This window comes from Micromonospora sp. NPDC048947 (assembly GCF_040649495.1).
GTDB classification, from domain to species: domain Bacteria; phylum Actinomycetota; class Actinomycetes; order Mycobacteriales; family Micromonosporaceae; genus Micromonospora; species Micromonospora alfalfae.
This window is the reverse complement of record NZ_JBEZFO010000019.1, coordinates 124,326-150,436: the sequence shown is the minus strand read 5'-3', so window position 1 is coordinate 150,436 and position 26,111 is coordinate 124,326. Positions and strand designations below refer to the sequence as shown.

The following is a 26,111-nucleotide window of genomic DNA, read 5'->3' as shown; positions in this document are numbered from 1 at the left end:
TCATGTCGGGCTCGATTTCTGACGCAAACCTCTTGATCAACTCGGCCGTGTGGGGGTGGGGTGGGGGTTAGTGCAGGACTGTGGGGGGTTCGGTTAGGTGGGGGGTCAGGGGGGACTTGGGGATCAGCCAGCTCTCGGTGGGGGACTGGTCGGGGTTCACCTGCCAGTCGCGGGAGACCCGGTCCACCCCCAGCGGGTAGATGGTCAACGTGCCGTCGGTGTCGATGCGCAGTCGCAGGAACGACTTGGAATCCTCGATGCCCTGGCCGGCGAAGAGTTCATTGACGTTCACTCCGAAGGAGCCCGCCACCAGCAGGTACGCCGCCACCAACTGGCTGGCGACCAGACCGATCACCGGGCCGTAGAGCACCGCCGCGGCGACCGCCGGCAGTGGCCACGGCCAGTCGTAGAACGGCAGCGCCAACCAGACCCAGGTGCCGGCCGCCCCTAGCGCCACCTGCGCGACGCCGTGGCCGACGCCGAGAATCCAGTGCCGCGCGTGACGTTTGCCGCTCGCGCTCGGCGGCTTGGCGAACAGGGCCGCCGCGATCACAGTCACGAGCACCATCACCACCAGCGGGACGCTGAACAGTCGCTGGTTGGTGCTGTCGGCCCAGTTCGCCGTCGCACCGGCCATGGCAAGCATCAGCAGGGTGTGCAGGGTGCCGAGCAACGTGGTGAAGCCGGGATTGCGCAACGGCAACCGGGGGAAGATGCCCCAGCCGTAACGGCGCGACCGCGCGGCGTCCGGGTAACGGGCCACCAGGTCGTACGGCTGGGCCGAGCTGGCCTTGCGGGCCAGCGTGTCCCGCGGTGGCACCTCGATGCGCTCCGGCAGCTTGTGGGTGGGATAGAGGTACGCGCCGCCCCCACCGCAGGTGATCAGCTGCCGGTCCGGCCCCGAGTAGCGGGCGTAGTGGTGCAGGTCCCCGGAGAGCAACAGTCGGACCCGCGCTCCGGTCGGGTCGATGATCGTGCGGATGAAGTAGTCGATCGAGTCGTACGCCGTGGGGTTGTCGGCGGCCTTGACCCAGGTCGGCGCCGGCGCCGCGATGATCACCTTGGACTCCGGCCCGAGTCGCTTGGCCACCTCGTCGAAGTAGGCCAGTTGCGGGTCGTCCAGGTACGAGCCGGATTGGTCGTCCACGCCGAGCAACCACCACCCGGCCGGCAACTCCACAGCGAAGTATGACCGGGACTGCCCGGTGCCCCAGCCCGCGAAGTTGCGGTCCCGGGAGCGGACGAACAACCGCAGGAAAGCGGTGAGGCCGTCGTACCAGTCGTGGTTGCCCGGCACCGCGAAGAGCGTGGGCTTCTCGGCCGGCGTCACCGGCAAGGCGGCCTGGTAGGGGCCCTTGCACCGGTCCTCGTACGCGGCGTAGGCCGCCGACGGGTACACCTGGTCGCCGCCCATCACCAGGGTCTGCGCCCGGGGCAGGCGGTGCCCGTCGACGGTCAGCTCGGGCTGCGCCAGCAGGTACGCCACCGAGTAGGTGGCGTTGAAGCCGTCACCCAGGTCGGCCACGTAGTCGAGCCACAGCCCGCCGTCCGGCCCGACCTGGCGGAAGACGCCGTCGCCGAACGCGTTCTGCAATTCGCGCTTGTCGAGGTACGCCCCGAAGAGCACCGCCAGCAGCGTCCGGATGCCGGTGCTGATCAGCAGAAACGGCGCCAGCCACGGCACCGGCTTGCGCGGCGTGAAGCCCAACTCCAGCGGATCGGTGCTGCGCGGCCGATGGGCGACGCGTTCACCGGCTGGCGCGCGGTCAGAGCGTTCGGTCGTCTCGTCCTGACGTTCGGGGTGGTCGCGTTCGTCGCTCACCCGCCGCAGCGTAGTCCCGGACCCGATCATCCGCTGTCCGGTAAGCGTCCAGATGGCGGCCGATGTCCGGTTGGTGCTGGCCGGCGCGACGGGGGTATCCCGTTCGGTCGGTGCCGCCGGGGTGCCGTACACTTGCTGATCGTTGCCGCCTTAGCTCAGTCGGCTAGAGCGACGCACTCGTAATGCGTAGGTCGACGGTTCGATTCCGTCAGGCGGCTCCACTGAAAGGCCCAGGTCACCGGCTTGATCGCCGATCATGACCTGGGCCTTTTGCTTGCCCTCCCTGGGCCGAGCCGTCAAGGGGTCTCCGGTGGAGAGAGTCGGCACGCAATTGTGCGGGGCGCCTACGCGGCATTGCCCTTTCGTGGAGTCGACATGCATCGAACGTGCCGCTCGGGGGCGACACCTGGCGACGGCAGGCGAGGTGTTGGCCGAGCTGAGCGGTACGGGATGACAGTCGACGGCAGCAGACGATGCGCCGCACCCGCGTTCACACCGAAGAGACCTGAGGGGCTAGTTCGGGCCGCTGGGCCGTCGAATGAACTGTCGATCGCGGGCGCTGACCGAAGCCGTTGGGCCGGCCGCTCGGAGGACGACATCGAGGACCAGGTCCGGGTCCGCTACGTAGGCACCACTTGCCCACGCGGCATTTGCCTCGATCACGGCCCAGTAGCCGTCGACCAGTCCTACGTCTACGACGATGGCGGAAGGCAGCGTGTGCCCATATCCGGCGAGGAGGTCGGTGCCGAAGGCTAGCGCGTCGGTCGACGGAGGGCCGAGGTGCAACCGGCCGTGCGCGGCGTACTGGCTGCCTGCGTAGACCACACCGTCGAGCAGGTGTAGCCGGTACTCGGCGGTGAAGTCGACGATGTCGCTGACGAGCACTGGAGCTCGTCGGTCGACAGCATCCGGGCCGGGCAGGCGCGAGCCATCGGTGTAGATCATCGCCGGGATGTTCTTGTCGTTGGGCGACTTGATGAACGCCGGCCGACGGAGTTCATAGGCCTCGCCGATTGGGACCAGGATGATCTCCCGGCGGGTAAATTCACGGGGAATCCCGGTCAGCCAGCCAGGTTCAGCCTCCAAAGGCGCAATCCCGAGTAGCGGTGCGACGACGTCGGCGAAGCTTGGTCCCGCATGAAGGTGATCAGCACGCAACCCAGCGGGTACCTCGAACGTGGGGAGCTGGACGGTGCCTAGTCCGCGGCGGTGAGCCGCGTCGCGCAAGGTCTGAGCCGAGGCTGTCAGGCGCGGCGGCAGGACAAGTGTCACGACCGATGATCCTGCCCCAACACACCGCCACCGTTAAAGCGGTCGGGAAGCGCTCCGGATGGTTGACGTAGATGATCCTGGACCTCAGCACGCGGTGCTCCGCGAGATTTTCGACCTCGAAAGAGCGTGGCGCGAAGGTCCGGACCCGGGTGAGAGCGACGAGTACGAGCAGATCTACCTAGCAGCCTTCCTGCTGTTCCTGATCGGTGATCCGGCGGACTCGCCGCGCCTTTACGGAGCGAAGTTCCGCACAGGTGACATGGACCTGGGCATCGGCTTCGATGCCCAGGCCATCTTCGGAGCGGGGCGGCGTGAAACGCTTCAGTGGCTCCTGGACAACGGATACACCGACGAGCACGCGCATCTGTCTGAGTGGCTACCACAGGGGGAAGACCCGAAGATCGAAGACTGGGCTACGCATGTACGCCGATACTTCTACTCACCGGACGGCATGCTGCGTCTGGATCCGCTCTAGGACAGACGTCGCCCGCCAAACCCACAGAGATGGGCTTTAATGCGCCTCGGTCACCCGCGCATAAGCTTTTGCCGTGACAGAGCCAGATCCGCCCCTACGGCACCTGAGCGCGAACGAGGCGGGAGTCCTAGAAGCACTTCTTCGCCACCACTTCGCAGGTGTTGAGGAGCTCCGCGTGCAAGCGCGAGATGTCCTGGCCCGCCCTGGATGCGGGTGTGGATGCGGGACCATACACCTCTTCCCACAAGGCAAGAACCTTCCCGCCTCACCGGCGCGGACTCCGGTGCGCGTAGAAGGGCAGTTTCCCGATCAGGAAGGGCAGTGGTTTGGAGGCATCTTGCTCTTCCTTGCCAGCGGGCAGCTCGCGGAGCTGGAGGTTCACTCGTTCGGTGACCCGTTGCCCATGCCGAAACCCGATCAGGTGCTCTGGCTCCTGAGAACCGGCGAAAGCACCTGTGTTCCACTGCCCAGCCAGCCGGAGCGAGGACCGGCAGGAGATCGATGATTCGAGGGCAGCCAGCGTGGCGACGCAGGTCAAGCCAGGCCGCTACTGAGCGAGGTGGGTGCGATCGTCGCCGCCACGGAAACGTTGGGCACGCAGGCCAGGGTCTATGTTGTCGCGGTGGATGATCACACCGCCGAGACCTCCGGACACTCGGACCAGCATGAGATGTTCAGATCCCTGCCCTTCCCCTTCAGCGGCGGCCGGTTCCCGGACAACCTGGGGGCAGTCGTGCAGCGCACGGTGCTGGAGGGTCGAGAGCCGGCGCGCGAGGTGATCCACACCGACGACAACTCCTGGATGGTCGGCGACGGCGTCAACGATCCGAATCAGCCTGACGCAGTAGTCGCGACATGCATCAGGCATGTCATGGAGCTGAACTCATCGGTGGCTCAACTCGCCAGCCTCCCGCTCGGTCAGTCTGCTTTCCGGAAGAACCCAGGCGAGCCGTGGGTGATTGAACCGCAGGCCCTGACCAGGAGGAATGCCGGTCAGGGCCTTCGCTCATCCAGGTAGGCCTGAACCGTCTTCCCGTCGGCCGACGATGATTCCGCCGAGCCGGCTCTCCGCCGAGGTGACGGTGGTCTGCGAGTCGACGGTGAACCCGTGCTGACGCAGCCAGGCCGCCACCTGGGCTGGCTGTCGACGATGGACGTGCACGTTCATCGGGTGGCCGCCGTACCCCTCTGTCTTGAGCGTCGTCTCGTCGCCCACGTGGAACCCGAGCAGCAGGGGACCGCCGGGCCGGACCACCCGCCGGAAGTGCGCGAACACGGCGTCGATGTCGTCGTCGGGGATGTGGATGAGGGAGTACCAGGCGACCAGGCCGGTCACCGAGCCGTCGGGCAGATTGAGGTCGGTCATCGAGCCGACCTCGAACCTCAGCTCGGGGTGATCACGGCGGGCCACCTCGATCATCCCGGGCGAGAGGTCGATCCCGAAGGCGTCGACGCCGAGCGTGTGCAGGTGGGCGGTGATGCGACCAGGCCCGCAGCCCACGTCCGCGACCGGCCCGCCGCCGGCTGCCCGTACGAGATCGGCGAACGACGTCAGCGCGGCTCGTTCGTGCGGTGCCTGGGCCAACAGGTCGCGGACCAGGCGGGCGTAGCTGACCGCGACAGTGTCGTAGGAGGTGCGGGTCTTCGGCAGCCAGTCGTCTGTGGTCACCACGCCAACGCTAGTTGAGCGACACACTGATGGCTGACCATGCCGGGCCGACACTTTGGAGGCGTCCACCCATGACTTCCGCACCGGTGATCGTGAGTCTGCCGATAGCCGACCGCGCCACCTCCTACCGCTTCTACCGCGACGGCCTCGGCCTCGACGCCGTGGGCGAGTTGGCCGACGACGGCATCCCGGAGCCGTTGCAGTTCGTGGTCAACGACGGGCTGCGGCTGATGCTCATCCCGGTCGGCGGCTTCGGGTGGGTGATCGGCCGGCACGAGGTTGCCCCGAAGGGCCAGAGCGAGTGCCTGCTCAACCTCGGTGTCGCTTCGTCTACCGACGCGGACAGGGTCGTCGGCCGGGCCCGCGCGGCCGGCGCCGAGATCATCACCGAGCCGGCGGAGCAACCCTGGGGGTACGCGGGGGTCTTCGCCGACTCGGACGGTCACCTGTGGATGGTGTCCGCCGATCCGAAGTCCTGAAAGCGTCGGTGCCGGTGGTTACGGTCCGACGGTGACAGTGACCACCGACACCCCTCAGACGCTTCCCACCCCCGCCGACGAGGCCCGGCTGTGGGCGCTTATCGAGTCGGCCTGGGCGGAGCTGGGCGTCGAACCTCTGGCCCTGCGTCAGGCCCTCGTCGAGCGCGACCCCGCCGATGACGACGGCGACGACGATGACGGGCCGTCCTACGCGATCGACGCCTGGCTCGATGCCTTCCTGGATCGTCTCGGGCAGTTGACCGTCGAGCTGAGCGGGCAGGAGCTGACCGACCTCGATCGGGTGGTGGAGCGCAAGCTGCACGACATCGATCGGGAGGACATCCACGAGGTGACCGACGGGTCGGACGACGGCTTCCTCTACGCCCGAGGTTTCATAGTGGCCCTGGGACGGGCGTACTACGAAGCGGTCCGCGCCAACCCCGCTATGGCGCTGCTCGACGCCGACTGCGAGGGCATGTGTTATTTCTTCGCGCACCTGCACAACGACAGGTTCGGTTCGTGGCCGGAGACCGGCTCCGGGATCTCCCGGGAGTCGTTCGGCAACCCGGCCGGCTGGTCGGACTGGCGTGGCGACGAGCCGGGTCCCTCGCGCCCGGCCGAGGGGCAGCCGTCTCGGCCGGGCGGCGCAGCTCAGGCGTAGATCTTCGTGGCGTACTCCGGGCCGTAGTACCGTTCCAGATCTTCGAGGCTCTCCGGCAGGGCTTCGACCTCCTTGATCAGGCGGGCCCGGGACGGGAGCACGTCGGGCTGCCAGGTCTCCGGCCGCCACAACGCGGACCGCAGGAACGCCTTCGCGCAGTGGTAGAAGATCTGTTCGATCTCCACCACCACGGCGAGGACCGGCCGGTGCCCCTTGACGACCATGTCGTCGAACCAGGGGGCGTCACTGACCAGGCGGGCCCGCCCGTTGATCCGCAGCGTGTCGGTCCGCCCGGGGATGAGGAAGAGCAACCCGATGTGCGGGTTGTCGAGGATGTTGCGGTAGCCGTCGGCCCGCTTGTTGCCGGGCCGCTCGGGCAGCGCGATGGTCGCGTCGTCCAGCACCAGGGCGAACCCGGCCGGGTCGCCCTTGGGCGAGACGTCGCAGCTGCCGTCCGCGCCGGCGGTGGCCATCAGGCAGAACGGCGAGGCGCCGAGCCACTCGCGGTCCCGTTCGTGCAGGCGGGTGCGTTCCTTGTTGGCGGCTCGCGCGTGCGGTACGCCGAGCAGCTCGCGCAACTCCTCGTGCGAGGTGATCTCCACCGTCACGTTGATCCTCCCTCAGCCGTTGACCCGGTGGTGGGCACCACCGTCGTCAGCCTAGGCCGCCTGACCAGCGCGAGGTTTGTGCCTGGTCGCCGGGGGTACGGCCTCACCCGACGCGCTCGCCGCAGGAGACCGTTCCGCAGCACGCCGACCAGTGGAGGCCGGGAGATGGAGAGCCGACTCAAGGTACTGGGTCACCCAGTCCATCCGATGCTGGTGATGTTCCCGGTCGCGTTGCTGGCCACCGCGGTGCTGTTCGACGTGGTGGACACCGTCGGCGGTCCCGACTTCCTCGGCGAGGTCGCGTACTGGAACATCACAGTCGGCCTGATCGGCGGCCTGCTCGCCGCGGCGGCCGGCTCGTTCGACCTGCTGGCCATCCCGACCGGCACCCGCGCCAAGCGGGTGGGTCTGCTGCACGCCGGCGCCAACGTCGCGGTGATCCTGCTCTTCGCCGCAGTGTGGGCGGTGCGGCTCAACGCGGATTCCCGGGCCGCCGGCGGGGCACTGGTCGCCATCGAGGTGGTGGCGCTGGCGATTCTCGGCATCAGCGCCTGGCTCGGTGGCGAGTTGGTCGACCGGCTCGGTGTGGGCGTGGACAGCGACGCCGGCCTGGACGCGCCCAGTTCACTTCGGCCGCCGACGGCCACCCAGCGGATCGGAGAGGTGTGATGAGCGAGCAGCAGTTCGGCGGCTTCGGCCGGGGGTGGCGCGGCAGCCGGCAGCAGGGCTGGGACCCGATGGGGGAGTTGCAGTCGCTGCGCTCCGAGTTGAGTCGCCTGGTCGGTGGTCGCGGTGGGGGGTCCGACGTCGAGTTGACCGAGACCTCGGACGGCTGGGAGGTCGTCGTCCGGCTGCCCGGAGTGGCGCCGGAGGAGGTGGCCGTCGAGTTGGACGACCGCGAGTTGTGCGTGCGGGCCCGCTCGGAGGCGGAGGTCAACGCCGACCAGGGCATTCCCGGCGGCTTCGAGACGCGCGGCTTCGAATACCGGGTCACCCTGCCGGCGCGGGTCGACCCGGACACCATCGACGCGGTGATGGACCACGGTCTGCTCCGGGTCCGGCTGCCACGGGCGACCCGGCCCGCACCGCGCACCATCACCGTCGGCCGCACCGGGCCGCGCTCCGGCGACCTGTCCACGGGTACGCCGATGCCAGCCGATCCCGCCGCGGACCGGGAGCTGCACCGCCCGGACACCGCCGGCGAGATCGACTAGCCGTAGCGGGCCGGGTGGTCACTCCGTCCGTGCTCGGCCCGACCGCCGAGCGCCTTCCCGACGTGCGGCGGATCGCCGTGCTGCGCGCCAACGCGCTCGGTGATTTCATCTTCGCCCTGCCGGCGCTGGACGCGCTGCGCGGCGCGTACCCCGCGGCGGAGATCGTGCTGCTCGGGGCGCCGTGGCACGCGAAGCTCTGGCGCGACCGGCCCGGCCCGGTGGACCGGGTGCTGGTGGTGCCGCCGGCAGCCGGGATCCGTACGCCGGAGCCGGGCGAGCCGGAGTCGTCGATGGACGACTTCGTGGCCGCTGCCGCCGGTGCGGAATTCGACCTGGCGGTGCAGATCCACGGCGGGGGTGCCAACTCCAACCCGCTGATCAGTCGGCTCGGCGCCCGGTTGACAGTGGGCCTGCGCGCCGACGACGCGCCGCCGCTGGACCGGTGGCTGCGCTACGTCTACTACCAGCACGAGGTGATCCGCTACCTGGAGGTGGTGGCGCTGGCGGGAGCGCGGGCCACCACCATCACGCCGACGCTGGCGGTGAGCGCCGCCGACCGGGCCGAGGCCGCCCAGGTGCTCGGCCCGGCCAGCCGTCCCCGGGTGGCGTTGCATCCGGGTGCCACCGACACCCGCCGCCGTTGGCCCGCCGAGCGCTTCGCCGAGGTGGCCCGTGCGCTGCACGAGGACGGTTACGAGGTGCTGGTCACCGGCACACCCGCCGAGCAGGAGGTGGTGGACCGGGTGGTCGCCGCGGCGCAGGTGCCGGTGCGCCCACAGGTGGGCACGCTCAGCCTGGGTGGGCTGGTCGGCTGCTACGCCGACTGCGCGTTGGTCGTCTCGAACGACACCGGCCCGCTGCACCTGGCCGCCGCTGTGGGCGCGCCCACAGTGGGCATCTTCTGGGTCGGCAACCTGATCAACGGGGCCAGCCCGCTGCGGGGCCGGCACCGGCCGATCAGCTCGTGGACGGTGCACTGCCCGGTCTGCGGTGTCGACTGCACACCGGGCATCTATCCGCACCGGCCCGGCGACGGTGACTGCCCGCACCGGGACTCGTTCGTGACCGACGTACCGGTGATCGAGGTGCTGGAAGCCGCCCGGGAGTTGCTCACCCCGTAGGTCAGGCCGGCTGCGGGGTGTCCTCGTCGGCGAGGACGACCTCCCACGCCTCCACGTCCCGGTCGGTGACGGTGGTGGGGGACTCCAGGTGGTACGCGCCGCTGGGCAGGATGCCAGCGCCGCCGTAGCGGGACAACACGGCGAGTTGCGCGGCCACGTCCTCCCCCTGGTGCTTCTCCTGCACCCGACGCCAGAAGTCGAAGCCGCCGGCGTCGACGAGCTTGGCCCGGTCGTAGAGCACGCACCCGCCGATCCAGGAGACCTTGTACGCCCGCCACGCGCCCGGCGGCAGCGCCAACTGCTCGGTGATGTGCAGCAGGTTCGCGGCCGAGTGGATCCGGGCCCGGTTCCACTGCGGGGTGTCGGGTCGGATCCGCTCCGGTGTGGGCGGGCCGACCCACTCCTCGTAGTGGCAGTGCGATTCCGGCCGTACGTCGTCGGTGTACGAGAGCCCGTGCACGCCGTTGCCGACGAACCCGCAGCCCAGCTCACCGATCGCGGTGACCAGTCGGTGCAGCGCACCCGGTTCCAGCCAGATGTCGTCGTCGAGGCTGAGGACGTACCGGGCGGCCGAGGCGGCGAGCAGGTACGCCCGGTGTTCGGCCAACCCCCGTCGGGGCAGCCGGCGGGTCAGCAGCACCGGGTGGCCCCGGTGGCGTAGCGCCCGGACCATGGTGGCCGCTGCCGGATGCGTGTACGCCGGATCCCCGTCGGACTGGTCGCTGACGACCACGCCGAAGCCGGGTACCCCGTCCTGGGTGGCGAGCCCGCCCAGTGTGACGGCCAGCTCGGCGGGCCGGTTCCGGGTCGGAATCAGCACGTCCACCAGCCGGTCGGCGCGGAACTCCTCCGGGGTGCCGAGGTCCAGGGGGCGGTTCACGACGCCTGGGTGCGGGTGCGCAGCGACGGGTCGGGCTCCCGGCCGTCGAGGTGTGGCGACGGGTCCTGGCTGTGCGACCGGATCCGCTCGATGATCGCGGAGGTGGACCGGTCCGGCACGTACCCCAGGGTGCGCACCTGGCCGCCCAGCCGGCGCACCAGCGGCGCCTCCGGCACCAGCTCCGGCGGATAGTCGCCGCCCTTGACGTACACGTCCGGTCGGACCGCCTCGATCAGCGCGGCCGGTGAGTCCTCCTCGAAGACCACCACGTGGTCCACGCAGGCGAGCGCGGCGAGCAGGGCACCCCGGTCCTCGACCGGGTTGACCGGCCGGTCCGGCCCCTTCAGCCGTCGTACGCTGCCGTCCGAGTTGACCGCCACGATGAGCAGGTCGCCCAACGCGCGGGCCTGCTCCAGGTAGCGCACATGCCCCCGATGCAGCACGTCGAAGCAGCCGTTTGTGAAGACCACCGACCGTCCCGCCTCGCGGTACTCGGCGACGATCGCGTCCAACTCGTCGCCGCCGACCAGCGCGGGGTGGCTCGTGGTGTCGGTTGGCTGGTCCAACGCGGCGAGCAGGTCGTCGCGTCGGCACACGCAGGTGCCGGTGTCCGAGACGGTGATGGTGGCAGCGAGTTGGGCGAGCTGAGCGGCGGTGGGCAGGGGCGCGTCGGCGGCCAGGGCCAACGTCATCGCCGCCAGGTACGCGTCGCCGGCACCCACCGCGTGGCTCGCCGGCACCGGGGTGCTGTGGCTGCGTCGTGGCTCCCCGTCGGCGCCGCCGACCACAGCACCCTCGGTGTCCAGGGTCACCGCGACCACGTCGGCACCGGTGTGCGCACGCAGTTCGGCAAGCCGCGACTGGGCCAGGATCGCCCGGTCGACGCCCTCTCCGGCCCGGGTGTTCACTGTGACGCCGGTGCCGGTGACGCTGAGCCCGTCACCGGTGAGGGCCACCCGTCCCTCGCCCGGGGTCGGCTCACCGACCGGTCCCGGGCGGTCGACCCGGGCCAGCTCGGCGGCGGTGTCGTCGGCGCGTACCGTCCCCGGTGCCGCGCCGACTGTCATCTCGGACGGTCCGTCGACCGGGTCGCCGCCCGGGTGTTCCAGGTGCAGTTCCGTCCCGCCGGTCGGTCGGGTCGTACCGCCCGCGCGGGCCAACAGCCGGGTCGCCTCGGCGAAGCTGGGGGTGACCACTGTCGGCGCGAGGCCCCGCCAGTCGGCCAGGTCGTGGGCGTCCAGCGCGACTGTGGCGTACCGCTGGCGGTTCTCCACCAGCCACGCGCGGACCGGCGCGGGCAGCGCTCCCAGGCCGTAGTCGCAGACCACCAGTGTCGGCGCCTCCCCACCTGCGGCGGCACGCAACTCCTCGGTGGCGCAGCTCAGGGCGGTGAGCAGCCGGGTCACCCCCTCGTGGTCCAGCGCGTCCTCCGGGTCGCCAGAGTCCTCACGCAGCAGGATCTGGTTGCCGGCCAACATTCGCCGCTTGACCGGGGTGGGTCGCCCGGGCTGGTTGACGGTGCGGTCCCAGACGCTCGCGCGGTCCAGGCAGTCGTGCAGTTCGTCCCCGGCGACGTCGGCGCCGACCGGTGCCACCAGCACCGCCCGACCGCCCAGGGCCGCGACGTTGACCGCGGTGTTCGCGGCCCCACCGGCGGCGGAGATCCGCCGGCGCAGGGTGAGGACCGGGGCGGGCGCCTCCCGGCAGAGCCGGTCGGAGTCGGCGAACCGCCATTCGTCCAACATGGCGTCACCGACGATCAGTACTGGGCGTCCGAGCCAGCTCTCCACGACGGTGGCGAACCGGCGCTGCTCCGCTGCTGCTCCTGCCATGCCTCCCCGGGTCCCCAGCGGCCTGGCGGACAAACCTGCGCGCCGACCGGCCCCGCCGCTGCTCAGGCGGTCTTTCGGCGGCCCCTGACCGGTCCTCGCCGGTCCGAACCTGTCCGCCCTGTTTCGGGTGTTCGAGGGCGGGAAGGGAAATGAGGTACCCCCGGAGAGGAGATGTACCGAGATGGCAGCGACATTGCAGGGCAAGCGGATCGCCTTCCTGGCCGCCGACGGCGTCGAGGAGGTCGAGTACGTCCAACCACGCGAGGCGGTCGAGAACGCTGGCGCGACGGCCGAGCTGGTCTCGCTGAAGCCCGGTTCCATCCAGTCCTTCAACCACCTGGACCACTCCAGGACGTACGACGTGGACGTGACGGTCGACAAGGCCGACGTCGCCGGTTACGACGCGTTGGTGCTGCCCGGAGGGGTGGCGAACCCGGACTTCCTGCGGGGCGACCCGGACGCGGTGCGGTTCGTGAAGGCGTTCTTCGACGCGGGCAAGCCCGTCGGGGTGATCTGTCATGGTCCGTGGACGCTGATCGAGGCGGACGTGGTGCGGGGCCGGCGGATCACCTCCTGGCCGACCCTGCGTACCGACTTGACCAACGCCGGAGCCACCTGGGTGGACGAGGAGTGCGTCACCGACGGCAACCTGACCAGCAGCCGCAAACCCGACGACCTCCCCGCCTTCTGCGCAGCAATCACCAAAACCTTCACCACCCCCTAACCCCACCCCACCCCTCGGTTGATCATGAAGTTATTGCCCCTCGGCGCGGCGTGTCGTGGCAATAACTTCATGATCAACCCGGGTGGAGGGGGTGGGGTGGGGTGGGGTGGGGGTGGGGGTGGGGTTTTTTGGTGGGTCGGCGCATGTTCTGCGGGTGGCGGGATAGAAGGGCACATGACCACCGAAGCCTCAGATGCGCCGGTGCTGAACCGTCAGCAGATCCGGCTGCTCATGTTGGGCCTGATGACCGGCATGCTGCTGGCCGCACTCGACCAGACCATCGTTGGTACGGCGCTGCCAACCATCGTGGGCGAGCTGGGCGGGATCAACCACTACTCCTGGGTGGTCACCGCGTACCTGCTCGCCTCGACCGCGTCGACGCCGCTCTACGGCAAGATGGCCGACCTGTACGGGCGCCGGCCGGTCTTCCTCTTCTCGATCGGCACGTTCCTGGTCGGGTCGTTGCTGGCCGGGCTGTCGCAGAACATGACCCAGCTGATCGTCACCCGGGGTATCCAGGGTCTCGGCGCGGGTGGTCTGCTGACGCTCGCGTTCACCATCATCTCGGACGTGGTGTCACCGCGGGAACGTGGTCGGTACCAGGGCCTGTTCGGCGCGGTCTTCGGGATCTCGTCGGTCGCCGGGCCGCTGGTGGGCGGTTACTTCGCGGAGACCGACTGGCGGTGGATCTTCTACATCAACGTGCCGCTGGCGATCCTGGCCATCGTCGTCTGCTACCACGTGATGCGGTTGATCCCGTTCGAACGTCGGGACCATTCGATCGACTGGCTCGGTGCCGGCCTGCTGGTGGCCGGGGTGAGTTCCCTGCTGCTCGCGCTGAGCTGGGGCGGCAACGAGTACGCCTGGGGCTCCGGCGTGATCATCGGGCTCTTCGTGGCCGGCGCGGTGCTGGGGGTGCTCTTCGTCCTCCAGGAGGCCCGGGTGGCCGAGCCGATCCTGCCGCTGCGGCTGTTCCGGAGCGCCACCTTCGCGTTGGCCAACTCGGCACTGCTCATCATCGGTCTGGTGATGTTCGGTTCGATCATCTTCATCCCGCTGTACCTGCAGATCGTGAAGGGCGCCTCGCCGACCCGAAGCGGCCTGCTGATGCTGCCGATGATGGCCGGCATCATCATCACCTCGATCCTGACCGGTCGTGCGATGACCCGGATCGGCCGCTACAAGTGGTTCCCGGTGGCCGGTTCGGTGACCCTCCTGGTCGGCATGTTCCTCTTCACCCAGTTGGAGGTGGCCACCTCGCTGTGGGTGGCGTTCGGGTACATGGTGGTGATCGGCGTCGGGCTGGGCCTGTGTATGCAGTCGCTGATTCTGGCGGTACAGAACGCGGTCTCGGTACGCGATCTGGGTGCCGGCACCTCGTCGGCGACCTTCTTCCGGTCGCTGGGCGGTTCGTTCGGGGTGGCGATCCTCGGCACGGTGCTCTCGTCCCGGCTGACCGGCGGGCTCGCCGACCGGTTGCCCGGCGCGATCGCGCAGCTCCCGCCGCAGGAGCAGGCCGCTGTCGCGGCGAGTGGCGGCAGCAACATCTCGATCAACGATCCGGCCACCATCCTGGCCCTGCCGGGGCCGGTGCGTGCGGCCATCCAGGGCGCCTTCGTCGACGCGCTGGACATGGTCTTCCTGACCGCCGGCCTGATCGCGATCGTGGCGGTGGTGGTCACTCTGACGCTGCCCAACACGCAGCTGCGGGGCGCCGGCCCGCAGGGTGCCACTGGTGGAGCCGACCCGCTCGGCGGGGAGGCCCCGGCTCCGGGCGGCAAGCCGTTGACCCGCGAGTCGAAGGAGGAGGCCGCCGCCGACATGGAGGCCAAGTCCCAGACGATGATCTGAGCGTCTCGACACCGACCGCCCCGGACCGCTCCGGTGCGGTCGGTGTCAGCCGGGCCCTACGCGGTCAGGTGGGGCGGCGGTAGGCGCCGTACCACCAGGTCGCGGCCAACTCCCGGGCGGCTGCCGCGTCGGTCTCGGGGTCGGCCGCGGTCGTGCTGACGTGGTCGGCCAGGAAGCGGTCGCCGCCGATCACTATCAGCCGGCTGGCCGCTGGCACGTCCAGGTCGGCGGGGGTACGCCCGGCCTGCTGCTCGACCCGGAGCGCGTCCACGGTGCGGGCCACGAACTGCTCCAGCCCGGCCGCCCAGTACTCCCGGACCGCCTCGTCGTACGCGGCGACCTCGCTGACCGCTGCCAGCACCGGGGCGTACGTCCGGTATATCCGGATCACGTCGGCGAAGACCTCGGTCAGCCGCGCGAGCGGGTCGCCGGGGCCGCCCGGGTCCCAGTCGCCGGTGCGGTCGAACGAACTCTCCCGCATGGTGCCGGCGAGACGCATGAGCAGCTCGGTCTTGTCCCGGAAGTGGGTGTAGAAGGTCGACCGGGCCACGCCGGCCTCGGCGGCGATCCGCTGCACGCCGAGGTCGGTGAAGCGGATTCCCTCCTTCAGGAGCCGTTCGGTGGCCGCCAGCACCCGCGCTTCGACTGCCGCGCGTCCGTCGGGGTTGCGCGGGCGGCGGCGGGTGATCGAGGGCATAGCCGGAATCCTAGGTGGCTGGGGGTCGGCTGGGCGACGTACGCTCGTTGCCGGACACAGTGTCCGACATAGTGACCACGGAGTGCCTGACCTCGGCCTCCGACCCACCACGAGGAGCGACACACGTGAAGTACCGACTGCTGGGCACCACCGGGGTGTACGTCTCGGAGATCTCGCTCGGCGCGATGACCTTCGGCGGTAGCGGGCACCCGCTCTGGGGCACCCTGGGTGGGCTGGCGCTGCCCGAGGTGCAGCGGCTGGTGGACACCGCGCTGGACGCGGGCGTCAACTTCGTCGACACCGCGGACGGCTACAGCGACGGCGAGAGCGAGGAACTGCTCGGCAAGGCGCTCGGCAAGCGGCGTCGCGACGTCGTACTGGCGACGAAGGTGCACTCCCGGACGGGCCCCGGCCCGAACGACGTCGGCACCTCCCGGCTGCACATCATGCAGAACCTGGAGGACAGCCTGCGCCGACTGGGCACCGATCACATCGACCTGTACCAGATCCACAACTTCGACCAGATCACTCCCATGGAGGAGATGCTGCGCGCGCTCGACGACGCGGTCCGGCAGGGCAAGGTCCGCTACATCGGTGCCGCAAACTTCGCCGCGTGGCAGATCTCCAAGGCGCTGGGTATCTCCGCCCGGGAGAAGCTGGCCGGGTTCGTCTCGGTGCAGGAGTACTACTCGCTGCTGGGCCGGGACGTGGAGCGCGACGTGGTGCCGATGGCGCTCAACGAGGGTGTCGGGCTGACCGTCTGGAGCCCGCTCGCCGGTGGTTTCCTCTCCGGCAAGGTCAGCCGGGACGGTGCCGTCGCCGACAGTGGCGCGCGCAGCGCCCAGCCCGGGTACGCCAGCTTCACCCCGTTCGACCCGGAGCACGCCTTCGGAGTGGTCGACGTGCTCAAGGGTGTCGCCGAGCGGCACGAGGTGAGCCCGGCCCGGGTGGCGGTCGCCTGGCTGCTGTCCCGACCGGCGGTGACCAGCGTGATCGTCGGTGCCCGCAAGCACGAGCAGTTGGTCGACAACATCGCTGCCTCGGATCTCACGCTGACCGAGCAGGACCTCACCGAGCTGGACGAGGCCACCAAGCTGCCCGTCGCGTACCCGAACTGGATCCAGGAAGGGTTCTTCGCCGGGATGCGCCACCCGCAGTAACGCGGCCCGGCCGACCTACTTGAGGATGAGCCGGTTCGTCTGCTCGAAGACGTCCAGGTCGGCAAGGGTCTCGATGACCGAGGTGGAGAGTGGGGCGGGAAACCGGTCGCGGGCGAAGAAGCCGGCGTCGGTGGTCTCGTCGGTGACCCGGGCCAACTGCCCGTCCCACTCCTCCACCTTGAACGCCGTCGTGAACACCTGGTACGTGTGGCCGTACATGTTGGTGCTCGTCCGGTCCGGCCCGGTGTAGAGCGCGAACGCGCAGACCCGCAGCGCGCGCAGCCCGGTCTCCTCGCGGACCTCGCGTACCGCGCAGTCGGCGATCGACTCGCCCAGCTCCATCGCGCCGGCCGGCATGGCCCACTGGCCGTTGTCCGAGCGTTTGATCAGCAGAATGCGTCCGGCGTCGTCGTTGACCACGGCACGGGCGCCGACGAACATCAGCGTCCGGTCCCCGGCGAGCGCGCGCAACTGCCCCACGTATGAGTCGGCCCAGGAGATGCTCACCTGCGACAACTTACGGGGGTTCCCAACGTGTGACCGCCGACACTAGCTTGTTACCCATGCGTAGCACGATGATGGACGCCCCTCTGCAGATCTCCCGGATCCTCGACCACGGTGCGCTGGTGCACGGCACGGCCGAGGTGGTCACCTGGACGGGTGCCGAACCCCGCCGGATGACGTACGCCGAGGTGGGCCGGGCCGCCGCACGGCTGGCGCACGGGCTGCGCGACGAGTGCGGGGTGACCGGCGACGAGCGGGTCGCGACCTTCATGTGGAACAACAACGAGCACCTGGTCGCCTACTTCGCGGTGCCGAGCATGGGCGCGGTGCTGCACACGCTGAACATCCGGCTCTTCCCCGACCAGGTCGTCTACATCGCCAACCACGCCGAGGACCGGGTGGTCCTCGTCGACAGCACGCTCATCCCGTTGCTGGCCCGGGTGATCGGTGAGCTGACCACCGTGCGGCACGTCGTGGTGGTCGGCGGCGGCGACCCGGCGCCGCTGGTGGCGGCGGCCGGCGACCGGATCACCGTGCACCATTGGGACGCGTTGCTCGCCGACCGGCCCGAGGTGTACGACTGGCCCGAGGTGGACGAGCGCGACGCCGCCGCGCTCTGCTACACCTCGGGCACCACAGGCAACCCGAAGGGTGTGGCCTACTCGCACCGGTCGATCTACCTGCACTCGTTGCAGGTCTGCATGCCGGAGGGGTTCGGCCTCGGCCCGACCGACCGCGAGTTGGCCATCGTGCCGATGTTCCACGCCATGTCCTGGGGCCTGCCCTACGCGGCCTTCCTCTCCGGCGCGTCGCTGATCATGCCGGACCGGTTCCTCCAGGCCGCGCCGATCGCCGAGATGATCGCCGCCGAGCGGCCCACCCTGGCCGGCGCGGTGCCTACCATCTGGACCGACCTGCTGGCCTACCTGGACACCCACGACGTGGACACCTCCTCGCTCGGTGAGGTGATCGTCGGCGGTTCGGCGTGCCCGCCGGCGCTGATGCACGCGTTCGACGAGCGGCACGGAATCGACGTCATCCACGCCTGGGGGATGACCGAGATGTCCCCGCTGGGGTCGGTCTCACGTCCACCCGCCGATGCGACGGGTGAGCAGGCGTGGCGTTACCGCTACACCCAGGGGAGGGTGCCGGCGGGCGTGCAGGCGCGGATCGTCGGCCCGTCGGGTGACCCGATGCCCGCCGACGGCACGGCAGTGGGCGAGCTGGAGGTCCGAGGGCCGTGGGTGACCGCCCGGTACGTCGGTGACGACGCCCCGGACGAGGAGAAGTTCCGCGACGGCTGGCTGCGCACCGGCGACGTGGGCACCCTCTCGCCGGACGGGTACATCAACCTGACCGACCGCGCCAAGGACGTGATCAAGTCCGGTGGTGAGTGGATCTCGTCGGTGGAGTTGGAGAACGCGCTGATGGCCCACCCGGCGGTGCTGGAGGCGTGCGTGGTGGGGGTCCCGGACGAGCGGTGGGACGAACGCCCGCTGGCCACCGTGGTGCTCCGGGAGGGCGCTTCGGTGACCGCCGAGGAGTTGCGGGACTTCCTGGCCGGGTCGGTGGCGCGCTGGCAGTTGCCCGAGCGTTGGGCGTTCATCGACACGGTGCCGAAGACGAGTGTCGGCAAGTTCGACAAGAAGGTCGTCCGTTCGCGGTACGCCGAGGGCGAGCTGAGTGTCCGGGAGCTGACAGCCCCGTAACGTTTTCCCCGGCACTGTCGCCTGTTGGGGCGGGAGTACTCCTGAAACCCTCCCCAGGGGCGGCCCCGGCGTTCGCACCGCGCCGGGGCCGCCCGCTCCACGCGGGTGACCCGCACCGTCATTGTTGCGAAAATTGTTCGCTTCTGTCCTGCTGACGGGGAAATCGGGTGGTCGGCGACCCGATCAGGCGTCGCTGGTGCTGATGAGCACCTTGCCCACCGCCGAGTCCTCCACCGCCTGGTGCGCCGCGGCCGCCTCCGCCAACGGGTAGTAGTGCAGCGGCAGACCGGCGTCCGCGCCGACCCGGATGCCACCCTGGCTGGCCGCCGCCGCCACGTCCTTCACGCCCAGCGCCTTGGCCGCCTTCGGCTCCGTGTAGACCAGGACGAACTGCCAGCGGGCGTTCGGCGCCATCATCGCCCGGATCGGGATGGTCACCTCGTCCCCGCCGTTGTCGGCGTACATGCAGACCGCGCCGCCGTGCCGCAGCACCCGAGCGTCGACAGCGGCGTTGCGGGCGGGGGAGACCTCAACGATCGTGTGGACCCCGTCGGGGGCGATCTTGTGGACCTCCTCGACCACGTCCTGCTCCCGATAGTTGATCACGAAGGAGGCGCCGGCCGAGGCCGCGAGCTGAGCCTTCTCCGCGCTGCTCACAGTGGCGATCACAGTGGCGTCGGCCCAGCGGGCGAGCTGGATCGCGGCGTTGCCGACAGCGCCCGCACCGCCCTGCACCAGCACCGTGTGATCCGCCAGCGCCCCGGCCCGCAGCGTGTCCGGCATGAACTCGCCAGCGGTCAGACAGCGGTGCGCGGTGAGGAACGGGATGCCCAGGGCCGCGCCCAGCTCGAACGGAGCGGCGCCGAGACGTACCGCCTGCCGAACCGGCACCAGCGTGTACTCCGCCGTCGTGCCCCACTGTCGCTGCCAGGCGGCCTCCCAGACCCACACCCGCTCACCGATCAGGTCGGGGTCTACCCCCTCGCCGACCGCCTCGACCAACCCCGCGCCGTCCTGCCCGGGGATCTGCCATCCGTTCGGCGGGGCGTTGCGGCGGGACTTCCAGTCGGTCGGGTTGACCCCGGAGACCGCCATCCGCACCAGGACTTCGCCCGCGCCCGGCTCCGGCACCGGCCGGTCGACCAGTTGCAGCACCGAACTGTCGCCGTTGCGCTCGTACACGATGGCCTTCATCAGTGGTCTCTACCCGGCTCGGCCCGGGTCAACCCAGCTCGTCCACCAGCTCCGGCGTCAGCTCACCGATCGCGTTCAACGTCACCACCGCCAGCCCGGCGGCGTCCGGGTCGAGCGGGTACGAGCCGTGCGGCACCGCCACCACCCGCATCCCCGCCGCCGCGGCGGAGCGCACCCCGTTGGACGAGTCCTCCACTGCCGCGCACCGGTCCGGGTCGACGCCGAGGCGCTGCGCCACGCTCAGGTACACGTCGGGTGCCGGCTTGCCCCGCTCGGTCTGCTCGGTGGAGAGGGTGGCGCCGAACGCGTCGGTCAGGCCGGTCGCCGCCAGCGCCGCCTCGATCAGCCGGGTCGGCGACGAACTGGCCAGCCCGAGCGGCCACCGCGCGGCCAGCCGGCGGACGACCTGGTCGGCGCCGTCGATGAGGGGTACGTGGTCCCGGTAGCGTCGGGTCATCTCCTCGACCACCTCGGCGGCGACCTGCTCGGCGGTGCGGTCGACGCCCAGCTCCCCGCTGAGGTAGTGGGCCCACTCGCCGGTGCTCATCCCCATGAGTCGGCGTTGCGTGTCCGGCTGCCACGTCCCGCCGTGCGCCGCCACGTACGCCCGGCGGACCTCCTCCCACACCGGTTCGGAATCCACGATCACGCCGTCCAGGTCGAAGACCACCGCATCAGTCACGGGCCCATCCTGCCCGATTCGTGGGGGCCCGGTCAGCCGGGCAACGCGGGCAGACCGAGCGGGCTGCCCTCGGGGAGCAGGGTGTGACCGGACCGGGCGATCGGCTCCAGCAGCTCCCGGAGCCGGTCCGTGTCGTGGGCGCCGAGCGCCTGCCACGGGTGCGCGGCGGCCCGGTCGGTGGCGTCCTCGATGGCCTGGAACTCGGCGCGGGCGTGGTCGGTGGCCGCGCCGTCACCGGTCAGCCAGCCCCGCTCGGTGAGCCGCCCGCGGGCGGCGTGCCACTGCTCCTCGGACCAGCCCCGGCCCAGCAGGTACTGCGGCGGCGAACCGTCCAGCGCGACCCGCCCGGTCAGCGTCTCCACCGGGTCCAGGCCGGCGGCCACCAGCGCCGCCACGTGCCCGTCCCCCCGGTGCTCGCGCAGCGTGGTGGCGGCCTGCCACAGCCGCGCCAGCGGGTATTCGCCGGCCGGGAGGGCCGCGTTGGCCGCGCCGAGCACCCGGCCGGCGGTCTGCGCCGCCGCCGCGGCCCGCTCCAGCAGGTCGGCGGCCTCCACCAGGTGCGACTCGGGTAGCTCGTAGGTCAGCTCGGCGAGCGCCTGCACGGCACCGGTCAGACGGGCGCGCAGCGCCTCCGGCGGGGTGGCCAACCGCCACACCGCCGGCAGCGCGCGGGCCACCATCGGCGGCGCGAAGTTGAAGAAGGCGGCGATCACCGGGGCCGCCTCGGTGGCCCCCAGCGGCGCGGCCCGGCCGGCGAAGTAACCGCGCCAGTAGCCGCGCAGCCCGACCGCCTCGTACGCGGCCCGGGCCCGGGGGTGCAGGTAGGTGACGGTGTGCACCGGCTCGAAGTACGCCCACATCGACCGGGCGGTCCGCCCAGGCTCGTCCAGCGCCGTCACATGCACCTCCGCGTCCCGGTTCCGGATGCTCACCCCGGGCGGCGAACCGCCCGGGGTGACGCCGAACCTACTGCCGCTGGGTGACGGGCCGGAAGCCCCATGTGAACAACTCCATCGCGTCCCGGCGACAACCGGGACGACCCGGACAGGTCACTGGGCGGCGATCACGTCCACCACGAAGCGCAGCGGACCGGTGGGACGTCCACCGGCGGCGGCCTCGTCGTTGCCGTACGCCAGCTCGCCCGGGATGTCGAGCTGCACCCGGCTGCCCACAGTCACTCCGACCAGGCCCTGGTCCCAGCCGGGGATGACCTGGCCGACGCCGATCGGGAAGGTGGCCGGCTGCCCGCCCTTCCAGGAGGAGTCGAACTCCTTGCCGTCCTTGTAGAACACCCCAACGTAGTTGGTGGTGATGTTCTGGCCCTTCTGCACCGCCGGGCCCTTGCCCTTGATCAGCGGGGTGACCGTGAGCTTCTTGAGGTCACCAGTGCCCGGCGTCACCGTCGGCTTGGTCTTCAGCGCCGGATCGGCGTCGGCGGGCAGCTGCGGCGCGGGCGGCGCGCCGGCCTCGTCGGGGGCCGGGGCGGAGGCGGACGGGGACGCGTCGGCCTGGGTCTTCGGCTTGTCGTCACCCCCGCCGATCGTCACGAAGACGCCGATCAGCACCCCGACCACGGCGACGGCGGCGAGGCCGCTGGCCCACGCGTTGCGCTTGCGCCTCGCGTCGGCGGCCTTCTTCGCCGCCAACTGGGCGGCCAGGCGGCGCCCCGACTTGGTTGCCGGGCTCTGGTCCGGGCCCGTCTGCTGCGTCCGCTCGCTCACGTCGTCGACTCCCTGCTGCGAAGTGTGGCCGGCACCCGGTGCCGGGGGGAAAGCCGACGCACACGGTACCCGCACCGCGGCCTACCGTGCCCGCCGCCGACGCCTCGGATCGCCCAGCGCGACAGTTCCGGGGCGTTCCTGGGCGGTTATTCCGGGACGACCATGAAGTCGGTCACGAACGACGTGATCCGGCCGTCGGCGGTACGGCCGATCCAGGTGCCGTAGCAGCCGTCGCCCCAACCGGTGGTCACGGTGACGACGTTGGCGCCGCTGGCCTCGTCCAGGACAGCGGTGATCAGCCCCGGGACCGGGGACGAGGGGAGCTTGTCGGGGATGAAGACCTCCTCGACCCGGTCGTAGTCCCAGCCTTCCAGGACACTGAGCGCTGTCGGGTCGGCGAGGGTGCCGGTGCCAGCGTCCACCCCGTACCCGAAGTAGTCGTCCGCACCGAGCGTGGCGACGTCCTGGTCGCCCGCGACCGCCGGTTCCCAGCTAATGGTCGGCTCGTCGGAGACAACCAGCTGAAACGCGGCCACCCGCCGGTCCACCTCGGCGTCCTCCCGGAGCACCACTGCCACCCAGGCGCGGGCGGCGTACCGGCCCGGCGGGACCGTGACAGTGAACGGCTCGCCCTCCGGGCAGACCAGCGGGTCACACCCGACCACCTGGCCGGTGGGCAGCACGACGTCGCCCGCCGGGTGAACCTCGATCAGGTATCCGCCGTGCTGGTCGGTGTAGCGGGCGCCGGGCGTCAGTAACCGGTCCAGATCAGGGGTGTACGGCATGGGGGCTCCTCCGGTCGCCAGCGGCCGGCGGAGCGTACCCGGCGAGGCGGACACCGCCGCCGCTGCCGTACGGTCAGGCGCTCTTGCGGGGTGCTGTCTTGCGGGCGGCGGTCTTCTTCGCCGGCTCCGCCTTCTTCGCGGGGGTCTTCTTGGCGGCGGTCTTCTTCGCCGGCTCGGCCGCCTTCTTCTCGGCGGTCTTCTTCGCCGCTGTCTTCTTCGCGGGCGCCTTGGCCGCCTTCTTCTCGGCTGCCTTCTGCGCGGACCGCGCCGACGAGATGGGCGTCGGCTCGCCGCCGCCGCCACCGCCGCGGGCGGGCTGCTCGCCGCGAGCCGCCTTGGCGCGTTCCACCGAGGCCTTCAACGCGGCCATCAGGTCCACCGCCGCGGCCGGGGCCTCCTCGACCTCCTCCGGCTGGACGACCTCCCGACCCTCCACCTTGGCGTCGATGACCTCCTGCAACGCGGCCCGGTAGTCGTCGGTGAAGACGTCCGGCTCGAACTCGCCGGTCATCGAGTCGATCAGTGAGCTGGCCATGGCAAGCTCCGGCGGGCGCACCTTGAGGTCCTCATCGAGGAAACCGAAGTCCGGGGTACGGATCTCGTCCGGCCAGAGCATTGTGTTGAGCAGCAGCACACCCTCGCGGACCCGCAGCGTGGCCAGCTGTTCCCGCTGGCGCAGCGCCACCTTGACGATGGCCACCCGCTCCGAGTCGGTCAGCGCGTCGCGTAGCAGCACGTACGGCTTGGTCGCCGCGCCCTCCGGCTCAAGGAAGTACGCCTTGTTGTAGAGGATCGGGTCGACCTGTTCGGCCGGCACGAACTCCAGCACGTCGATGGCACGGGAGCTGGTCAGCGGCAGGTCGGCGAAGTCCTCGTCGGTGAGGATCACCATTTCGCCGCCGCCGATGTCGTAGCCCTTGGCGATGTCGTCGTAGGTGACCTCTTCGCCGCAGACCGAGCAGGTGCGCTTGTAGCGGATCCGGCCGCCGTCCTCGCGGTGCACCTGGTGGAACCGAATGTCCTTCTCCTCGGTCGCGGAGTAGAGCTTCACCCCGATCGAGACGAGCCCGAACGACACGGCTCCCTTCCAGATGGCACGCATCCTGCGCTCCCTTCCCCGGTATCGACCATGCTCGCATCCGAAAGAACCGGACGCGAGGTGTTCGGGCTGCTACTACAGTCGGGTCGTGCCCGGCGCGCCGCTCAAGCCGATGCTCGCGATGACCGGGCCGCTCCCGGCGGGTGACGGCTGGGCGTACGAGTTCAAGTGGGACGGCGTCCGCGCCCTGGCCGACATCTCAGGTGGCGGTCAGCACCTTTATGCCCGTTCCGGCGTGGAGATCACCGCCGCGTACCCGGAGTTGGCCACCCTGCCCGAGCAGGTCGACGACGCGCTGCTCGACGGTGAGGTGGTGCTGCTCGGCCAGGGCGGGCAACCGTCGTTCACAGCGCTGGCCGAGCGGATGCACGTCCGGGACCGGGCCAAGGCCGCCCGGCTGGCAGCGGTCATGCCGGTGACGTACATGATCTTCGACCTGCTCCGGCTGAACGGCGACGACCTGACCGGCTGGCCGTACGAGCGCCGCCGGGAGGCGCTGGACGCGCTCGCGCTCGGTGGCCTCCGATGGGCGGTGCCGCCGATGTTCGCCGACGGGCCGGCCACCTACGAGGCGGCCGGCGAGCACGGCCTGGAGGGGGTGATGGCCAAGCGGGTCGGGGCCGTCTACCGCCCAGGGGTGCGCTCGCCGGACTGGGTGAAGGTCAAGCTGGAGGTGACCGGCGACTTCGTCATCGGCGGTTGGCGACCGGGCGCGCGCCGGATCGGCGGGCTGCTGGTCGGGGTGCCCGGCCCGGACGGTCGACTGATCTACCGGGGTCGGGTCGGCGGCGGGATCGGCGCGGCCATCGAGCGGCAGCTCCTCGCCGAGCTGGAGCCGCTGCGCTCCGGCGTGTCACCGTTCGCGCCGGGGATGCCACGCGAGGATGCGCGGGGCGCCATCTGGGTAACACCCCAGGTGGTGGTGGAGGTGAAGTACGGCCAGCGCACCCCCGACGGCCGGCTGCGCTTCCCCCGGGTGCTGCGGTTGCGCCCGGACAAGCCTCCGGAGGAGGTCGACGATGCCGGCTGAGCGGCTACGGGTGGACGTCGAAGGTCGCGCGCTGGAGTTGTCCAACCTGGACAAGGTGCTCTATCCGGCGGCCGGGTTCACCAAGGGTGAGGTGATCGACTACTACACCCGGATCTCCCCGGTGCTGCTGCCGCACCTGCGGGACCGACCGGTCACCCGGATCCGCTTCCCCAACGGGGTGGACGACAAGTCGTTCTTCGAGAAGAACACGCCGGCCGCGACCCCGGGCTGGGTGCGGGTGGAGAACCTGCCGGCACCCGGGTCGACGAAGGGCCGGGAGACCATCGACTACGTGGTCGCCGACGACCTGCCCACCCTGGTCTGGCTGGCCAACCTGGCGGCGTTGGAACTGCACACACCGCAGTGGAAGGTGGGCGAACACCCGGACATGATGGTCGTCGACCTGGACCCGGGCCCGCCGGCCGGGCTCGCCGAGTGTTGCCCGGTGGCGGTCCTGATGCGCGACCGCCTCGCCGACGACGGCATCGAGTCGTACCCGAAGACGTCCGGCAAGAAGGGCATGCAGCTCTGCTGCCCGATCGCCGGCACCCAGTCGTCCGACGTCGTCTCCGACTACGCCCGGCGGATCGCCCAGGAGTTGGAGAAGGCCCACCCGAAGCTGATCGTGTCGAAGATGGCGAAGAACCTCCGACCGGGCAAGGTCTTCATCGACTGGAGCCAGAACAACGCGGCGAAGACCACTGTGGCGCCGTACTCGCTGCGGGCCCAGTCGGTGCCGTCGGTGTCGACGCCACTGACCTGGGACGAGGTCGAGGCCGGCGCGCGCGGCCGGAAGCCGGCCGTCCGCCAGTTCACCGCCGCCGAGGTCCTGGCCCGGGTCGAGGAGTACGACGACCTGCTCGGCCCGCTGCTCGACGGCGGCCCGGAACTGCCCACCCGCTGACGGGCGCGCCGTGTTGTC

At 70.5% G+C, this 26,111-nt stretch carries 27 protein-coding genes and 1 tRNA gene; 14 read left to right on the top strand and 14 right to left on the bottom strand.

The annotated features are described in order from the left end of the window. Positions 1-67 precede the first annotated feature (67 nt). Positions 68-1,822, bottom strand: coding sequence for a metallophosphoesterase (locus tag AB0B98_RS25490; protein ID WP_357365831.1), 1,755 nt, complete (start codon positions 1,820-1,822; stop codon positions 68-70). A gap of 144 nt (positions 1,823-1,966) precedes the next feature. Here AB0B98_RS25490 and AB0B98_RS25485 point away from each other — a divergent pair. Further along, a tRNA-Thr gene (locus AB0B98_RS25485) sits at positions 1,967-2,043 on the top strand. 292 nt (positions 2,044-2,335) lie between these two features. Here AB0B98_RS25485 and AB0B98_RS25480 read toward each other — a convergent pair. Continuing rightward, on the bottom strand, positions 2,336-3,094 hold the full coding sequence (locus tag AB0B98_RS25480) for an ATP-grasp domain-containing protein (RefSeq protein WP_357365829.1): 759 nt from the start codon (positions 3,092-3,094) through the stop codon (positions 2,336-2,338). A 58-nt stretch (positions 3,095-3,152) separates the two neighbouring features. Between AB0B98_RS25480 and AB0B98_RS25475 the strand changes: the two genes are divergently transcribed. Together AB0B98_RS25475 and AB0B98_RS25470 are read left to right on the top strand one after the other, a co-directional pair. Next, complete coding sequence (locus AB0B98_RS25475; RefSeq protein ID WP_357365827.1) at positions 3,153-3,569, top strand: hypothetical protein; 417 nt, start codon at positions 3,153-3,155, stop codon at positions 3,567-3,569. 559 nt (positions 3,570-4,128) lie between these two features. Next, entirely contained in the window at positions 4,129-4,587 is a 459-nt protein-coding gene (locus tag AB0B98_RS25470; RefSeq protein ID WP_357365826.1) for a hypothetical protein, read from the top strand. Here the strand turns inward: AB0B98_RS25470 and AB0B98_RS25465 are convergent. After that, entirely contained in the window at positions 4,576-5,238 is a 663-nt protein-coding gene (locus AB0B98_RS25465) for a class I SAM-dependent methyltransferase (RefSeq protein WP_357365824.1), read from the bottom strand. The genes AB0B98_RS25470 and AB0B98_RS25465 overlap by 12 nt on opposite strands. 71 nt (positions 5,239-5,309) lie before the next feature. On the opposite strand from AB0B98_RS25465, the gene AB0B98_RS25460 reads away from it, so the two are divergent. Both AB0B98_RS25460 and AB0B98_RS25455 read left to right on the top strand, forming a co-directional pair. Further along, a complete protein-coding gene (locus AB0B98_RS25460; RefSeq protein ID WP_357365822.1) occupies positions 5,310-5,717 on the top strand; it encodes a VOC family protein in 408 nt (135 codons plus the stop codon). Between the two features lie 31 nt (positions 5,718-5,748). Next, positions 5,749-6,378, top strand: a complete 630-nt coding sequence (locus AB0B98_RS25455) for a DUF4240 domain-containing protein (protein WP_357365821.1) — start codon at positions 5,749-5,751, stop codon at positions 6,376-6,378. Here AB0B98_RS25455 and AB0B98_RS25450 read toward each other — a convergent pair. Continuing rightward, positions 6,369-6,986 carry a pyridoxamine 5'-phosphate oxidase family protein gene (locus AB0B98_RS25450; RefSeq protein WP_357365819.1) on the bottom strand — a complete coding sequence of 206 codons (618 nt, stop codon included), beginning with the start codon at positions 6,984-6,986 and terminating at the stop codon, positions 6,369-6,371. The genes AB0B98_RS25455 and AB0B98_RS25450 overlap by 10 nt on opposite strands. 165 nt (positions 6,987-7,151) lie before the next feature. On the opposite strand from AB0B98_RS25450, the gene AB0B98_RS25445 reads away from it, so the two are divergent. The 3 genes from AB0B98_RS25445 to AB0B98_RS25435 are packed head-to-tail and all read left to right on the top strand — an operon-like array spanning position 7,152 to position 9,321. Then, complete coding sequence (locus AB0B98_RS25445) at positions 7,152-7,655, top strand: DUF2231 domain-containing protein (protein ID WP_196920715.1); 504 nt, start codon at positions 7,152-7,154, stop codon at positions 7,653-7,655. Continuing rightward, complete coding sequence (locus AB0B98_RS25440) at positions 7,655-8,200, top strand: Hsp20/alpha crystallin family protein (protein WP_357365817.1); 546 nt, start codon at positions 7,655-7,657, stop codon at positions 8,198-8,200. The genes AB0B98_RS25445 and AB0B98_RS25440 overlap by 1 nt, the downstream gene beginning before the upstream one ends. Positions 8,201-8,214: 14 nt before the next feature. Continuing rightward, a complete protein-coding gene (locus AB0B98_RS25435; RefSeq protein ID WP_357365815.1) occupies positions 8,215-9,321 on the top strand; it encodes a glycosyltransferase family 9 protein in 1,107 nt (368 codons plus the stop codon). 1 nt (position 9,322) lies between these two features. Here the strand turns inward: AB0B98_RS25435 and AB0B98_RS25430 are convergent, their stop codons facing one another. Further along, entirely contained in the window at positions 9,323-10,201 is an 879-nt protein-coding gene (locus tag AB0B98_RS25430; RefSeq protein WP_238668838.1) for a glycosyltransferase, read from the bottom strand. Beyond that, a complete protein-coding gene (rfaE2, locus tag AB0B98_RS25425) occupies positions 10,198-12,033 on the bottom strand; it encodes a D-glycero-beta-D-manno-heptose 1-phosphate adenylyltransferase (protein ID WP_357365813.1) in 1,836 nt (611 codons plus the stop codon). The genes AB0B98_RS25430 and rfaE2 overlap by 4 nt, the downstream gene beginning before the upstream one ends. Positions 12,034-12,214: 181 nt before the next feature. Here rfaE2 and AB0B98_RS25420 point away from each other — a divergent pair, with 181 nt between their 5' ends. After that, on the top strand, positions 12,215-12,757 hold the full coding sequence (locus AB0B98_RS25420; RefSeq protein WP_357267253.1) for a type 1 glutamine amidotransferase domain-containing protein: 543 nt from the start codon (positions 12,215-12,217) through the stop codon (positions 12,755-12,757). 174 nt (positions 12,758-12,931) lie between these two features. Then, a complete protein-coding gene (locus AB0B98_RS25415; protein ID WP_357365811.1) occupies positions 12,932-14,608 on the top strand; it encodes an MDR family MFS transporter in 1,677 nt (558 codons plus the stop codon). Between the two features lie 64 nt (positions 14,609-14,672). Here AB0B98_RS25415 and AB0B98_RS25410 read toward each other — a convergent pair whose 3' ends face one another. After that, complete coding sequence (locus tag AB0B98_RS25410) at positions 14,673-15,305, bottom strand: TetR/AcrR family transcriptional regulator (protein ID WP_357365809.1); 633 nt, start codon at positions 15,303-15,305, stop codon at positions 14,673-14,675. A gap of 125 nt (positions 15,306-15,430) precedes the next feature. Here AB0B98_RS25410 and AB0B98_RS25405 point away from each other — a divergent pair, with 125 nt between their 5' ends. Continuing rightward, on the top strand, positions 15,431-16,465 hold the full coding sequence (locus AB0B98_RS25405) for an aldo/keto reductase (RefSeq protein WP_357365807.1): 1,035 nt from the start codon (positions 15,431-15,433) through the stop codon (positions 16,463-16,465). 15 nt (positions 16,466-16,480) lie between these two features. Here AB0B98_RS25405 and AB0B98_RS25400 read toward each other — a convergent pair whose 3' ends face one another. Continuing rightward, entirely contained in the window at positions 16,481-16,972 is a 492-nt protein-coding gene (locus AB0B98_RS25400; RefSeq protein ID WP_030334282.1) for an NUDIX domain-containing protein, read from the bottom strand. A gap of 56 nt (positions 16,973-17,028) precedes the next feature. On the opposite strand from AB0B98_RS25400, the gene AB0B98_RS25395 reads away from it, so the two are divergent. Next, positions 17,029-18,678 carry a fatty acid--CoA ligase gene (locus AB0B98_RS25395; RefSeq protein ID WP_357365805.1) on the top strand — a complete coding sequence of 550 codons (1,650 nt, stop codon included), beginning with the start codon at positions 17,029-17,031 and terminating at the stop codon, positions 18,676-18,678. A 183-nt stretch (positions 18,679-18,861) separates the two neighbouring features. On the opposite strand, the gene AB0B98_RS25390 is transcribed toward AB0B98_RS25395, so the two are convergent. From AB0B98_RS25390 to AB0B98_RS25365, 6 genes are all read right to left on the bottom strand, one after another. Next, entirely contained in the window at positions 18,862-19,872 is a 1,011-nt protein-coding gene (locus AB0B98_RS25390; protein WP_357365803.1) for an NADPH:quinone reductase, read from the bottom strand. A 28-nt stretch (positions 19,873-19,900) separates the two neighbouring features. Then, positions 19,901-20,554, bottom strand: coding sequence for an HAD family phosphatase (locus AB0B98_RS25385; protein WP_357365801.1), 654 nt, complete (start codon positions 20,552-20,554; stop codon positions 19,901-19,903). Between the two features lie 32 nt (positions 20,555-20,586). Further along, positions 20,587-21,414: a hypothetical protein gene (locus AB0B98_RS25380; protein ID WP_357365857.1), complete on the bottom strand. Its 828-nt coding sequence runs from the start codon at positions 21,412-21,414 to the stop codon at positions 20,587-20,589. A gap of 189 nt (positions 21,415-21,603) precedes the next feature. After that, a complete protein-coding gene (locus tag AB0B98_RS25375; RefSeq protein WP_357365799.1) occupies positions 21,604-22,275 on the bottom strand; it encodes an FKBP-type peptidyl-prolyl cis-trans isomerase in 672 nt (223 codons plus the stop codon). A 146-nt stretch (positions 22,276-22,421) separates the two neighbouring features. Then, entirely contained in the window at positions 22,422-23,060 is a 639-nt protein-coding gene (locus AB0B98_RS25370) for a DUF4241 domain-containing protein (protein WP_357365797.1), read from the bottom strand. Positions 23,061-23,133: 73 nt separating this feature from the next. Further along, positions 23,134-24,162, bottom strand: coding sequence for a Ku protein (locus AB0B98_RS25365; protein ID WP_357365795.1), 1,029 nt, complete (start codon positions 24,160-24,162; stop codon positions 23,134-23,136). Between the two features lie 85 nt (positions 24,163-24,247). On the opposite strand from AB0B98_RS25365, the gene ligD (AB0B98_RS25360) reads away from it, so the two are divergent. Both ligD (AB0B98_RS25360) and ligD (AB0B98_RS25355) read left to right on the top strand, forming a co-directional pair. Continuing rightward, complete coding sequence (gene ligD, locus AB0B98_RS25360) at positions 24,248-25,189, top strand: non-homologous end-joining DNA ligase (RefSeq protein ID WP_238668857.1); 942 nt, start codon at positions 24,248-24,250, stop codon at positions 25,187-25,189. Beyond that, positions 25,179-26,093 (top strand): non-homologous end-joining DNA ligase, encoded by a 915-nt coding sequence (gene ligD / locus AB0B98_RS25355; RefSeq protein WP_357365793.1) that lies wholly within the window; start codon positions 25,179-25,181, stop codon positions 26,091-26,093. The genes ligD (AB0B98_RS25360) and ligD (AB0B98_RS25355) overlap by 11 nt, the downstream gene beginning before the upstream one ends. Positions 26,094-26,111: the final 18 nt, after the last annotated feature.

Coding starts and splice junctions, on each gene's coding strand:
- AB0B98_RS25475 (WP_357365827.1), top strand. CDS start 3,153: ATGGTTGACGTAGATGATCCTGGACCTCAGCACGCGGTGCTCCGCGAG.
- AB0B98_RS25460 (WP_357365822.1), top strand. CDS start 5,310: ATGACTTCCGCACCGGTGATCGTGAGTCTGCCGATAGCCGACCGCGCC.
- AB0B98_RS25445 (WP_196920715.1), top strand. CDS start 7,152: ATGGAGAGCCGACTCAAGGTACTGGGTCACCCAGTCCATCCGATGCTG.
- AB0B98_RS25440 (WP_357365817.1), top strand. CDS start 7,655: ATGAGCGAGCAGCAGTTCGGCGGCTTCGGCCGGGGGTGGCGCGGCAGC.
- rfaE2 (WP_357365813.1), bottom strand. CDS start 12,033: ATGGCAGGAGCAGCAGCGGAGCAGCGCCGGTTCGCCACCGTCGTGGAG.
- AB0B98_RS25420 (WP_357267253.1), top strand. CDS start 12,215: ATGGCAGCGACATTGCAGGGCAAGCGGATCGCCTTCCTGGCCGCCGAC.
- AB0B98_RS25415 (WP_357365811.1), top strand. CDS start 12,932: ATGACCACCGAAGCCTCAGATGCGCCGGTGCTGAACCGTCAGCAGATC.
- AB0B98_RS25410 (WP_357365809.1), bottom strand. CDS start 15,305: ATGCCCTCGATCACCCGCCGCCGCCCGCGCAACCCCGACGGACGCGCG.
- AB0B98_RS25395 (WP_357365805.1), top strand. CDS start 17,029: ATGCGTAGCACGATGATGGACGCCCCTCTGCAGATCTCCCGGATCCTC.
- AB0B98_RS25390 (WP_357365803.1), bottom strand. CDS start 19,872: ATGAAGGCCATCGTGTACGAGCGCAACGGCGACAGTTCGGTGCTGCAA.
- AB0B98_RS25380 (WP_357365857.1), bottom strand. CDS start 21,414: ATGTGGGCGTACTTCGAGCCGGTGCACACCGTCACCTACCTGCACCCC.
- AB0B98_RS25370 (WP_357365797.1), bottom strand. CDS start 23,060: ATGCCGTACACCCCTGATCTGGACCGGTTACTGACGCCCGGCGCCCGC.
- AB0B98_RS25365 (WP_357365795.1), bottom strand. CDS start 24,162: ATGCGTGCCATCTGGAAGGGAGCCGTGTCGTTCGGGCTCGTCTCGATC.
- ligD (WP_357365793.1), top strand. CDS start 25,179: ATGCCGGCTGAGCGGCTACGGGTGGACGTCGAAGGTCGCGCGCTGGAG.